This is a genomic window from Sorangium sp. So ce367 (assembly GCF_051520455.1).
GTDB classification, from domain to species: domain Bacteria; phylum Myxococcota_A; class Polyangia; order Polyangiales; family Polyangiaceae; genus Sorangium; species Sorangium cellulosum_B.
This window is the reverse complement of sequence record NZ_CP150334.1, coordinates 1,526,199-1,538,309: the sequence shown is the minus strand read 5'-3', so window position 1 is coordinate 1,538,309 and position 12,111 is coordinate 1,526,199. Positions and strand designations below refer to the sequence as shown.

Below are 12,111 nucleotides of genomic sequence, written 5' to 3'. Positions count from 1 at the left end.
AAACAGCCATGGTCGGTAGGGGCTATCCCAGACGTCGAAGCGCGCGAGCTGCTTCGGCGGCGACCCTTGCGCGTTTGTCCTTCACGAACGTCTCGATGAGAGGTCGATCCTGTTCGCGGCCGAACTCTGACAGGACCGCGAGCGCGCCGATGAGCTGCGCGGTTTGGCCGGCGGTGCTCGTGAGAATCGAGAGCGCGCGCTCGCGGTGGTCGACGCTCCTGTGGAGCTTGCGGAGGTAGCGCCGGGCGTAGAAGCGTACATTGGCGTTGCCGTCGAGGCATGCGGCCTCGATGCGATCGGCGTCTGCGCGCCGACGATACTCACGCAATGCCAGGAGTCGGAGCGACGGGCTGCGATTGTCTGCGAGCAGCCGAAGAACAGGTTCCACCTCATGTTGTGGAACGACGGAGAGCGCGGTCCGTCCTGCCCATCGTCGGACGGGAGGGCTCGCGTCTTCGAGGGCTTGAGCGAGGCGCGGGGTGAGCTCGTCCGGAAACAAGCGAGCAAGATGAGTGAACGCGCTCAGGCGCAAGGATTGGTCTGGCGAACGGGTCGCGAGATCGAGCTCGGCGACGGCCAGGTCCGGGAAGCGGGACATGAAGCCATCGACGTCTTGCAGAACACTGGAGCGCGCGCCCCGTGGCGTCTTGATGACCATGTCGATGAGCGGGAGGCACCAAACGAGGTGCTGGACGCTCGAGTACGCCAGCAGAGAGGCCCAGGCATCGCACGCCTGTTCAGCGACCTGGGGAACGGGGTCGACGATCCGGTTTGCGACGCCAGCCAGCGAGATGGCTTCCACTCGGACGGCGAGCGCGGAGACGGCTCGCTGGCGCAGGTAGCCGTCGCGCTGCATGGCGAGACAAACCAGGAGCGGGGTCGACAGGCTGGAGATATCGAGAGGGAGCAGCGAAGAGAACTCGGTGAGATCGAGACCGACCCTGGCGTAGGCTTCACGACTGCGCAGGATCCGGTCGAAGTAGCGAAAGGCGCGCGCCCCGTCCCGCTCGAGGCAAGCTCGCAGGGTCCGGGAGTGCGTGGCGTCGTCCAGAAGCGCGTCCCGAACCAGCTTGTGAAGGTTGAGCATGCGTTTCGTTGGCCGAGGAAGGAGAGCGGAGAGCGAGGGGCATCGCTGGCGGCCTGCCGCCCCCCTGCCGGCCTTCAATTCTCGGTCAGCGGCGGCGGCACTGCGGCGCCGCGGAGAGCGCTGCCCTCGCCGCCTCGCGCAGGCCGTGCGGCGTGTCCTTGTCGAGCAGCGGCTTGAGGCGCGCGGGCAGATCCGCCGGGTGCACCGATCCGAGCGCCGCGAGCGCCGCCGAGCCGAGCCGCTGATCGTGCTCGCCGATCGGCGCCTTCGCCCGGAGCGCGAGCCGCGTCCACAGATCGACCGAGCTCGCGTCGCACATCGCCCCGAGCGCGAGGATCGCCCGCGCGCGCACCTCGATGTCCTCCTCCTTGTCCTCCGCCCGGTCGCGCACGGCCTCGATGTGCGCGGTCGCGCGGTGCGCGCCGAGGCCGTCGAGCGCGTGCCGGCGCACCTCGGGCGAGCTGTCGGCGAGCGCCCCGACGAGCGCCCGGTCGCCCGCCGTCGTCGCCGGCATCGCGCCGATCGCGAGCGCAGCGCCGCCCCGGATGAACGTCCACGGGTCCGAGGCGAGCCGCGCCGCGAGCGCCTCGGCCGCGCCGGCGGGCAGCTTCGCGCCGGCAGCGGCCGCGCGCGCGAGCGCCACGATCGCCGCCTCGCGCACGCGCGCGTCCGGATCGGAGGCCGCCGCGAGCAGGTCCTGCGCGAGCGACGGCACGTCCGCCGCGACCTCGGCCGCGCGGAGGCGCACGTGCGCGTCCGCGTCCTTCCGGAGCGACGCCCGGAGGTACGCCTCCGCCGGCGCCTCGCCTCCGCGCGCGAGCGCCGCGGCCGGCGCTTGCAGCAGGTAACGCCGCTCGAAGGGCGCGCCGCCCGCCGAAGCGAGCGCCTGGAACGCCGCCCCGCCGCCCTTCACCCGCCCGAGCGCCGGCCCGAGCGCGCGCAGCAGATCGAGCTGCGCGTCCTCCGGCCGGGCGCGGAGCCGCTCGATCTGCACCTCTTCCTCGACCACGGAAGCGGCCCGCTCGCTCCGCGCCGCCAGCGCGAGCGCGGCCCGGAGCTCCCTCCGCGCCGCGCCGCGCGCCCCGGCGAGGGCGTCGAGCAGCGCCGGGATCGCCTCGGCGGGCGCGACGAGCGCGAGCTCCCGGGCCGCCGCGACCCTGGCCGCGGCCGCGCCCGCCTTCACGATCTCCGCGAGCGCCGGCGCGGCCGCGCGCCCGCAACGGCGGATGCGATCGCGCGCGTGGTGGAGCTCCGGATCGAGCTCGGGCGGCGCAGCGCGAGCGGCGCGCCCCGGCGCGGCCGATGCAACCCCGGACGCGCGCCCCGCGGATGCCGCGCCGGGCGGGGGCTGCGCAGCCGATGCCGCGCCGGACGCCAGCCGCGCCGTGAGGAACGGGATCTGCATCGCGCAGGGCGCCGTGTCGATCACGCCCCGGGCGAGCTGCCTGCCCGCGAAATCGAGCCTGTCATAGCCGGCGATCGCCGCCTCGACCGCCTCCGGTCCGCCGCGCGCGAGCAGCGCCGCCGCCGCCCTGGATCGCTCGCCGCCGCCCGCGAGCGCGCCCACGAGCGCCGCCGGGCCCTGCCCGTCGAACGCCGTGCGCGCCGTGACCTCGGCGATCGTGACCCGCACCTCCGGCGCCGAGGGCGCGCCGCGGCCCCCCCCGGCCCCCGCCGGCGCGTACGCGTCGTCGAGCACGACGGCGATGCACGAGGCCTTGATCTCCTCGGGGAGCTTCACCTCGTAGCCGGCGGACTCCTTGAGCCACGCGTCCTCGGGCAGGCTCACCTGGAAGAGCCGTTCGGGCGTCGCCACGAAGAGCGTGCGCGGCGCGGCGCCGCCCTCGACGCCGTCGGGCGGCTTGATGCGCAGACCCAGGCCCGTGATCCCGACCTCGTCCGCCGACGAGAACGACACGAACTCGCCCCGGCCCGCGCCCGCCTTGCCCTCGGACCACGCGGTCTTCGGATCGCCGTCGGCGATCTCCGCGAAGCGCTTGCCGACCGCGCTCGACGCGGCGGTCGGGCGCAGCAGCCGGAAGGCGGCCGCCGCCGCGTCCGCGTCACGGCGCTCGGCGACCACCTTGCCTGCGGCGCGCCGCTCCTCCGCCGAGAGGTTCTGGAAGCTGGCCCCCTTCAGGAGCGTCATGGTCCGGGGATCGACCTCGCTCGCGCCGACCAGCGCCGGCCGCCCGCAGAGGGTCACGTCGTCTCGCAGCTGCCCGACGAGCACACGGCTGCCGCTGCCGCCGAGCGGCTCCACGACCACGGCGTCGCTCCGGCCCTCGCCGTGCTCCCCTGTGGCGACGCCGGTCCAGCCGCTCCAGAGCACGAGCGGCTCCGCCCCCTTCCCCGCGAGCGGCGCCGCGAGCAGCATCACCCAGCTGCCGCTCGCGCCTTCCGGCGCGCCGGCGCCCGCCGGCTTTCCCCCGGCCGATACCTCGATCTTGGCGAGGCGCTTGCCGTCCGCCAGGGTGACCGGCACGACGCGCGCGCCGCCGAGCAGCGGCGCCACCTCGGACGGCACGGCGAGGACCTTGCCGCCGTCGGGCGCGCACGCAGCCGCAGCAGGACAGGCGCGGGCAGTGACCCCGCCCGGATCGATGCGGACAGCGAGCGCCTGCTGGCCCGCCGCGTGAGGGAGCACCACGGGCGCGGCCTGCGCGGCGGCGCTGCCACCGACGGCCGCGGAGGCTGCGATCACCCCGGCCGCCGCGCCAAGGCGGGGCCGCCGGAAACGAAACGGCGATCTGGACATGCGCGCCATCCTAGTCGCCCGGCGCGGCGAAACCGCTCGAGAGTCGATCGAGAGTTGACGCCTAGAGCACAGCGCCGCTCCCCCCCGGACCGGTGCTGCGGCGCGTCGTCCAGGCGGGCCCTCCGCGCACGGCGGGCCCGCGCGCCCTCGCTACTTCGGCGTCTCCTTGGCGGGGATCCAGAAGCCGCCCTCGTCCGGTGGCGTCATCCCGAGCGCCTTCGGGAGCACGTTGGTCCAGCCCGCCACCGTCTCGAGCAGGTAGATCTCCGCGCCGGCCTCGATCTCGCCGATCGGCTTCTCCTTCTCGTCGCGCCGCGCGCGGACCGGGATCGCCCTCGTCGCCTTCACGATCGGCGGCGCCTTGTCGAGCGCGAGCTGCGCGCCGGCCACCGCGGTCGTCGGCGGGATGTACTGGTCCATCATCTCGCCCTTCTTCAGCGGCTCGAGATCCTTGAGGCGCGCCCAGGCGTCGATCGTGAGGTCGCCCCGCGACATCAGGTGGACGAAGCCGGACTTCGCCTCGGTGCTCCAGAAGAGCTGGGCCGTCCCCTCCAGCATCCTCAGCGTGAAGATCACGTCGCCGTCCGGGCGATCGAAGAGCTCGATCGTCGACGTCTTCATCAGGTACCCGCGGGCGCTGCCGGGGATCTCCATCTTCGTGGAGACGCCGCGCTGCAGCGCGAAGGCGTCGCAGGGGGCCGAGGCCTTCGCCGTCTGCCTCTCGGACCCGGAGATCGAGAGCTCCGCGCGCAGCGAGTCGCCCGTGGCCGCGACGAGCTTCACCTTCTGCGCGCTCGAGATCCACACGTGCCCGGCGATGACCGGGATGTCGCGCGTCGTGAACACCGCGACGTCCGAGGGCGCGATGTAGCCGTCGATCCGCAGCGCAGGCGAGCTGTCCGACGTGCTCAGCCGCGCGCGGCCCGCCGCCGGATCCGCCGGGATCGCGCTCAGCGTCATCGGGACCAGCGCGCCGGTGAAGCTCGCGAGCGTCCTGCCGCCGCTCGGCGCGTCATGCAGCCGGGCGCCCTTCGGCACCGGCGCCGTCCCCTTCAGCTTGCACGCCGGCCCCGACACCGCCTGGCCGACCGTCGCGGTCGCCTGCGCGGCCGCCCCCGTCACCTGCGCGGCCGACACCACCACCTGGGCGGGCTCTGCCTTCGCCTCGGAGACGGCCGGCGTGCCCGGGAGCCCCACGCAGAGCACCCCCCCAAGAGCCAGAAGACCGAGTCCCAGAACGTCGCTTCTCATCCACTTCCTCCGACACAGGCCGGCAGCCCCGCTCGCGCGGCGAGCCCGAGCGCGGTCCCCAGCTGTCGAGTCTCCCTGGAACCGCCGGCCTGCTCTGCGCGGCGGCGCACTCACTGCGGGGCCGCCCGGCACGCCGAGCCGCCCCTGCCGTTGGTCGGATCATCCTAGCGGAACATTCAGGCCTCGCCCGAGAAAGGTCCTCCACCGCAGCGCTTCGACCGTTTCGGGTGTATGGAGCAGGGCGCCCGCCGCGGCACGCGCCGGGTCGCCCGGCTGGACGGTACCTGCCTCTCCGGGAAGCCACGCCATGCACGGATTCGATCTCGCCTTCGCCTCCCCTCGCAAGCTCCCCCGCGCCCGCGATCTGCGCGGCAACGTCGCCGTTCTCGACATCGCCTTCGCCTCGGAGGCGGGGGGCAAGAGCTTCGAGACGGTCACGCTCCCCCTCATCCAGGACCTCGGGCCGCGGCTCGCCGCCTGGGTCGACCACCACGACAGCGCCCACCACGCGCGCTTCGCCGGCGACCCCCGCTTCGTCCTGTCGACCAAGGCCGAGCACGGCGCCTGCCCCGAGATGATCACGCCGGAGCTCGTCGCCCGCGCCGGGCGCGTCGACACCCTCGTCTGCCACGTCGACTTCGACGGCCTCGCCAGCGGCGCGAAGTGGATGCGCGGCGGCGTCGAGCCCTACCCCGGCTGCGACGACGACGCCCGCGCCATCGACACCCGCATCGGCGTCCCGGGCCCGGCCGCCACCCGCATGGACCGCGCGCTCCGCGCCCGCCCCCGCGATCAGGCCCTCTTCGGCCTCATCGTCCGGCACCTCGCGTCAGGCCTCTCCGATCCGTCGCTCTGGACTCCCATCGACCAGGCCGGCGCCGAGCTCGCCACCATGGAAGCCGAGACCCGCCGGATCGCGCTCCGCTACGAGCGCGTCGAGCCGGGCCTCGTCCTCGTCGACGCCTCCCAGCGGGGCGGGGCCTACGACAAGACCCTGCTCCTCCTCATCGGGCAGGAGCGCGCGCCCATCTCCGTCGTCGTCGACAACGACAGCATCACCTTCGCCGCCCGGTTCGACAGCGGGGTGAACTTCCTCGAGACGTTCAAGATCTCCGGAGGGATGCCGACCCGCATCTCCCTCCAGCGCTCCCGGCTCCAGGAGGCGCTCGTGGCCCTCGGGGTCAAGGCGACCGACGCGAGCCGGCTCGCCGCGACCCCCTGAGCACCCTCCTCACCGCGATCCCGCCGACATCGTTGACGCTGTGGGCCTCGACTGCTAGGGGGGCATTGCAGATCTGCAATTTGCAATTCTGCAATAGACATCTGATCCGAGGCGTCACGCCTGCGTCGAGCGCGAGGGGGTATGGCAGCGACAAACTTGTCTTCGACGGCGAGCAGCGGTGTCGATGAGCTCCTGTTCCGGAACGACTCCGTCTCGCTCTGTCTCCTGGTCAATCGGCGGCACCGGACGCTCCGCATCGTCGACTTCCGCGCGGGACCCACGCCGTCCAAGCGGAGCTTCGTCCTGTCGACCGCCAAGCGCGAGGGGGTCGAGAAGATCTTCACGCTCGTCGAGCGCGACGAGGTGCCGACGTGGACCCGCCTCGGGTTCACGCGGGAGGGGTCGATCCCCGGCTTTTACAAGCGCAGCGACGCCTGGATCCTCGGGGCGGTCGTGTCCGAGATGACGTCGCGGCTGCGCACGAGCGGCGACGGCGAGGAGGGCGGCGAGGGAGACGACGTCGCGGCCTCTCCGGCGGTCCTGCTCGCGGAGCGCACGATCGCCCGCGCGAGGCGGCTGCTCCGGGAGGCCGAGGGGCGGCCGCTGCCCGCGATCAAGATCGCGCCCGCGAGCGGCGTCGAGCTGCGGCGCGCGGTCGCGGCCGCGCAGCGGGCGGGGCGGGCGCTGACGGGCTTCGAGCCGTTCGGGCGCGACGCGGTGCGGACAGGCTACGTGCTGACCGCGCGGGGCGGCTTCACGCTGCACGCCGCGTGGGAGATGCAGTCGTGCTTCGGCAACTCGTTCCTGGAGCTCCTGTGCCCGCCGCGCCACGAGGCGGAGCGGCTCGCCACGACGGCCGCCGTCGGCGCGCTCTGCGAGCGCCTCGTCGAGGAGAAGGCCGTGAGCACGTTCACCTTCGCCCCTGCAGACGACCAGGAGCTCTGCGCCGCCCTCCTCGCGAACGGCTTCCGCCGCTCGGCGGTGCTGGCGCGGCACCTCGTCGTTGGCCGCGCCCGCAAGGACGCCATCCTCTGGGCGAAGAAGCTCGTCGCGCCCGAGGCCTGAGCTGCCGGCCCGCGAGGGCCGGGGCGAGGTTACGGCGCCATCTTCTGCAACGGCGGTGCGCACCTGCGCCCCGCGACGATTCATGGGTGCGGCCGCGCCCGCCTCACACCCCGAGGTTGCGCGGGATGCGCACCGCCGGGTCCTCGAGGTCGGGGACGAACGCCGCCCCGGTGATCCGCTCGAACGCCTCGATGTAGCGGCGGGACGCCTCGATCCGGACCTCGTCCGGGATGGCGGGGATCGGCCCGTCGCCCTGGAAGCCGCGCGCGGCGAGCCAGCGGCGCACGTACTCCTTGTCGAACGACTCCGGGTCCTCGCCGGCCGCGAAGCGCTCGCCGTAGGACGAGGCGAACCAGAAGCGGGACGAGTCGGGGGTGTGGATCTCGTCGATGACGACGATGTTGCCGTCCCGGTCCTTGCCGAACTCGTACTTGGTGTCGACGAGGATGAGCCCCTGCTCCGCGCACGCGCGGGCGCCGTGCTCGAAGAGCGCGAGGGCCATCTCGGCGGCGGCGTCGAAGTCGCGCGGCGCGATCGTGCCGAGGGCGAGGATCTCCTCGCGCGAGGCGGAGAGATCGTGCCCGCCCTTCGGCGCCTTGGTGCTCGGCGTCAGGATGGGCCGCGGCAGGCGCTCGTTCTTGCGGAGGCCCTCGGGGAGCCGGTGGCCGCAGAAGACGCGCTCGCCGCGCGCGTAGTGCGTCCAGATGCTGGTCGAGGTCACGCCCGTCACGTAGGCGCGCACGACCATCTCGACCGGCAGGGGCGTGCACTCGATCGCCTCGAGGACGTTCGGGTCGGGCTGGGAGATCATGTGGTTCGGCGCGACGCTCCGCGTGCGCTCGAACCAGAAGGCGGACAGGCGGTTCAGCACCTGGCCCTTCAGCGGCAGCGTGCCGAGCACGCGATCGAAGGCGCTGATGCGGTCGGTGACGACGAGCAGGCGGCGGCCGTCCGGCGTCGTGTAGCAGTCCCGCACCTTGCCCTCGTAGCGGGCGAAGGGGCCCGCGAGCGAGGTGCGCTCGAGCACCCTGCCGAGCGCGGTGCGCAGATCGTCCTCGGTGACCATGGGGCGCGGCTTACCCGGGCTCGCGGGCCGAGTCGACAGGTTTCGAAGGCGCCGGCCGAGTTCCCTCCCCCGCGCCCGCCCTGGAGCCCCGTTGGTCTCCGGCCGGGGGGGTGGTAATAGGGCCGCCCATGGCAAACCGAAGAAAGATCGCCCTTATCGGCGCCGGCAACATCGGCGGGGAGCTCGCGGCCCTCATCGCGCGCAAGGAGCTCGGGGACGTCGTGCTGTTCGACATCCCCCAGAAGACGGACTTCGCGAAAGGCAAGGCGCTCGACCTCGAGCAGAACGGCGCCGTGCTGGGCTACGACGCCTCGATCAAGGGCACATCGAGCTGGGCCGACTGTGCAGGGGCCGACGTCCTCATCGTCACGGCCGGCATCCCGCGCAAGCCGGGCCAGAGCCGTGACGACCTGGTCGCGACGAACCTGCCGATCATCCGCAGCGTGGCCGACGGCGCGAAGGAGCACTGCCCGAACGCGCTGGTGATCGTCATCTCGAACCCGATCGACGCCATGGTCTACGAGTTCAAGCGCCGCACCGGCTTCCCGCGCGAGCGCGTGCTCGGCATGGCGGGCGTGCTCGACAGCGCGCGCTTCCAGCTGTTCCTGGCGCGCGAGGCGAACGTGTCCGTGAAGGACGTGCGCGCGATGGTCCTCGGCGGCCACGGCGATGACATGGTGCCCATCCCGTCGGCGTGCACGATCAACGGCGTGCGCGCGACCGAGCTCATCAGCAAGGAGAAGCTCGACGCGCTCATCGCGAGGACCCGCAAGGGCGGCGGCGAGATCGTCCAGCTCATGGGGACGAGCGCCTACTACGCGCCCGCCTCGAGCGCCGTCGCGATGGCCGAGAGCTACCTGCTCGACCAGAAGCGGCTGCTCCCCGTCGCGGCCTACCTGGACGGCGAGTACGGCTACAAGGACATCTTCATGGGCGTGCCGGTCATCCTCGGCGGCAAGGGCATCGAGAAGATCGTCGAGCTGCCGCTGACCGCAGAAGAGAAGGAGATGCTCGCGAAGAGCGCGAAGAGCGTGCAGGGCATCACCGACGTGGTGAAGGCCTCGAGCTAGCGCCGGTCGCGCGGCGCGCCGCGCGTCACGAAGAGCACGCGCGCCAGGAGCGGGAGGGAGAGGAGAGAGCGAAGGGCTCTCCCTCTCCCTCGGCGCTTCAGCGGCTCACATCGCACCGCCGTAGAGGCCATCCAGCACGGCCGTCAGCTCGCGCCGGGAATCGCGGGCGAGCTCGCCTGCGCTCGCGCCGCCCGCCGGCATCTCGGTGGCCGCGTCGCCTTCCCCTGCGGCGATGTCGCTGATGCGCTGGCAGATCAGGTTCATCATCTGCCAGCCCTCGGTGAGCGCGCCCCGCAGCGGGCCGAGGTCCAGGCCGGGGAAGCCCTTCAGAAGGCTGTGCCCGAGCTTGAAGTGCTCGGCGTCCACCTCGGCGTGCGTCGCGAAGTAGTCGGAGTCGGGGAAGATCTGCTGGGCCGCCGTGAGGAGGATGTCGGCGCAGCGCTCGATGACGAAGTGGACGAGGACCGTCCGCTCCTCGGTGGACGCCGAGCCCATCCGCTCGATGAACCACGACGACGCCGCGGCGATGCCGCGGTCCCAGGACGGCGAGCTCCGCGGGTCGTGCATCCTGGAGAGCCTCCGGTTGTGCCCGACCTCGTCGGCGAGGTGGCGCTCGGCGATCGCGATGGCCCCGGGGTGCGACTCGAAGACGACCCTGGCGCACAGGACCTTCTGGAACGCGTTCGACCAGATCTGGAGCGCCCCGAGCATCCGCCGCTTCACGTCGTCCCGGAGGGCGCGCTCGGACCGGATGAGCTGCATCAAGGGGCTGCCCGCGAACTCCCGCGCGTGGACCTCGTTCTCCTCGACGAGGAGATCCACGGGGGACACGGCGCGATCCGGGGACGCCTCGTCCGCGCTGTCCTCCCGCCCGAGCGCCGCGCACAGACACGGCGTGTCCCAGCGAGGCTCGCTTTCGTCGAGCTCCTCGAGATGGATGGATATCGCGGAGAGCCCGCCCGGCGCGCCGCCCACGAGCCCCTGCAGCCCGCCGGGAGGGACCATCACGACGTCTCCCGCCTGGACGCTGCAGGGCGAGTCCCCGATGACCTCGCCCGAGCCTTCGGTCACGACGATCATGCCTTTGCCGAGGAGCGCACGAGGCCTGAGCGGCTGACCTTCGAGCAGGCGTACCCATCGCAAGGACAGGTGGCAGACTTCAGGCAGGTAAGCCGAGAGCTCCGAATGTTTCCGGAGTTCCTTGAACAGCCCCAGCAGGGTGCGCTCATCCGCCTTGAGAGACTCGATCGCGAGGATGTCGGGTGTGTTGACTACGCGCATCTACACGGTCCTCCGGGTCGACATGATGGTGCGTCGACTCTGCACGGCTTGATCGCCTGTGTCTAGATCACACTCGGGCATGAAGGCGAATCGTACGGACCTAAAAAGGAAGGACTCCCGCGGTTCTTTTCATTCACGCTTCCCGCTCCCTGCGCCGCTGATTCTCAGCATCTCTATTTTTCTGCTCGTCTGTTTATCTGCCCCTCTGCTCCCCTGCCCCGCTCCTGCCGTGATTCCGTGATTCCGTGATTCCGTGCGAGACCGCCGTGTGTTGTGGCAGGATGCGTGCATGAGCCAGCCGCAGCTCGTACCCGCCATCCGCCGCGCCGCCGAGGCGGACCTGCCGGCGATCGTCCATCTCTTCTCGATCCCGGACGAGGGCAACGCGAAGACGGACCACCCCGGCCCGCCGCTCGATCCGCGCTACCGCGAGGCGCTCGCCGCCATCGCGGAAGATCCGAACAACGCGCTGCTCGTCGCGGAGGTCGAGGGGCGCGTCGCCGGCGCGTTCCACCTGACCATCATCCAGTACGTGGCGAACCGCGGAGCACGGGTGGCGCAGATCGAGAACGTCATCGTGGACCCGAGCCTGCGAGGCCGCGGGGTCGGCGAGGCGATGATGAGATGGGCCATCGACGAGGCGCGGCGGCGGGGGTGTTTCCGGGTGCAGCTCACCTCGAACAAGGCGCGGCTGCGGGCGCACCGCTTCTACGAGCGGCTCGGCTTCGTGGCGAGCCACGAGGGGATGAAGCTGAAGCTGTAGACACGAGCAGCCGCGCGGCCAGCGGGATCGCCACGGCGCGGGGGGCGCCGCCTCAGCGGCCGCTCACGAGGAGCGGCTCCCCCTCGGCCCCGAGCAGCGACAGCGGGAAGACCTGCGCTCCGGCCAGCACGTCGCGGCAATAGAGCTCCACGTCGGGGCCGCGCAGCGGCAAGGCCGCGAGCTCCTCCAGCGTGACCCAGCGCGCCTCGAGCGAGTGCTCGTCCGGCTGGCTCTTCGGGGGCGTGGCGTCCCGAGGGCGCGCGAGGAAGATCACCCGGAAGCGCGCCTGCAAGGGGCCCGGGCTGTGCTCGATGCGCAGGATGCCCTCCAGCTCCACCGGGACGCCGGTCTCCTCGAGCGCCTCGCGCCGCGCCGCCTCCGCGAACGTCTCCCCGGGCTCGACGCGGCCCGCCGGCAGATACCAGAGCTGGTCGTGCTTGCGCTCGTGCACGAGGAGGAACCGGCTCCGGTGCCTCACGAGCACCACGGCGAAGCACCAGGTCGGGATGGCCGTGCGGGACATGATCGAACCTGCGACAGCTTATCCG

10 protein-coding genes are annotated in these 12,111 nt (G+C 72.3%); 4 read left to right on the top strand and 6 right to left on the bottom strand.

Features of this window, described 5'->3' with window-relative positions; all coding sequences use genetic code 11:
- Positions 1-22: 22 nt before the first annotated feature.
- The 3 genes from WME97_RS05830 to WME97_RS05820 all read right to left on the bottom strand — a co-directional run bounded on the left by WME97_RS05830 (position 23) and on the right by WME97_RS05820 (position 5,096).
- Complete coding sequence (locus WME97_RS05830; protein ID WP_437550083.1) at positions 23-1,087, bottom strand: hypothetical protein; 1,065 nt, start codon at positions 1,085-1,087, stop codon at positions 23-25.
- Positions 1,088-1,172: 85 nt separating this feature from the next.
- A complete protein-coding gene (locus WME97_RS05825; protein WP_437550082.1) occupies positions 1,173-3,845 on the bottom strand; it encodes a HEAT repeat domain-containing protein in 2,673 nt (890 codons plus the stop codon).
- 150 nt (positions 3,846-3,995) lie between these two features.
- Positions 3,996-5,096: a hypothetical protein gene (locus WME97_RS05820; RefSeq protein ID WP_437550080.1), complete on the bottom strand. Its 1,101-nt coding sequence runs from the start codon at positions 5,094-5,096 to the stop codon at positions 3,996-3,998.
- Between the two features lie 307 nt (positions 5,097-5,403).
- On the opposite strand from WME97_RS05820, the gene WME97_RS05815 reads away from it, so the two are divergent.
- Together WME97_RS05815 and WME97_RS05810 are read left to right on the top strand one after the other, a co-directional pair.
- The gene (locus WME97_RS05815) at positions 5,404-6,318 is read left to right on the top strand and encodes a hypothetical protein (protein WP_437550079.1); all 915 of its coding nucleotides are present in this window, start codon (positions 5,404-5,406) and stop codon (positions 6,316-6,318) included.
- A 141-nt stretch (positions 6,319-6,459) separates the two neighbouring features.
- Positions 6,460-7,383, top strand: a complete 924-nt coding sequence (locus WME97_RS05810) for a hypothetical protein (RefSeq protein WP_437550077.1) — start codon at positions 6,460-6,462, stop codon at positions 7,381-7,383.
- Between the two features lie 103 nt (positions 7,384-7,486).
- Here WME97_RS05810 and WME97_RS05805 read toward each other — a convergent pair whose 3' ends face one another.
- Entirely contained in the window at positions 7,487-8,449 is a 963-nt protein-coding gene (locus tag WME97_RS05805) for a phosphoribosylaminoimidazolesuccinocarboxamide synthase (protein ID WP_437550075.1), read from the bottom strand.
- 128 nt (positions 8,450-8,577) lie between these two features.
- Here WME97_RS05805 and mdh point away from each other — a divergent pair, with 128 nt between their 5' ends.
- Entirely contained in the window at positions 8,578-9,519 is a 942-nt protein-coding gene (gene mdh, locus WME97_RS05800) for a malate dehydrogenase (protein ID WP_012233684.1), read from the top strand.
- A gap of 105 nt (positions 9,520-9,624) precedes the next feature.
- Here mdh and WME97_RS05795 read toward each other — a convergent pair whose 3' ends face one another.
- Positions 9,625-10,800: a hypothetical protein gene (locus WME97_RS05795; protein WP_437550073.1), complete on the bottom strand. Its 1,176-nt coding sequence runs from the start codon at positions 10,798-10,800 to the stop codon at positions 9,625-9,627.
- 289 nt (positions 10,801-11,089) lie between these two features.
- Here WME97_RS05795 and WME97_RS05790 point away from each other — a divergent pair, with 289 nt between their 5' ends.
- Positions 11,090-11,563 (top strand): N-acetyltransferase family protein, encoded by a 474-nt coding sequence (locus tag WME97_RS05790; RefSeq protein ID WP_437550071.1) that lies wholly within the window; start codon positions 11,090-11,092, stop codon positions 11,561-11,563.
- 52 nt (positions 11,564-11,615) lie between these two features.
- Here the strand turns inward: WME97_RS05790 and WME97_RS05785 are convergent, their stop codons facing one another.
- Positions 11,616-12,086: an NUDIX domain-containing protein gene (locus WME97_RS05785; RefSeq protein ID WP_437550069.1), complete on the bottom strand. Its 471-nt coding sequence runs from the start codon at positions 12,084-12,086 to the stop codon at positions 11,616-11,618.
- Positions 12,087-12,111: the final 25 nt, after the last annotated feature.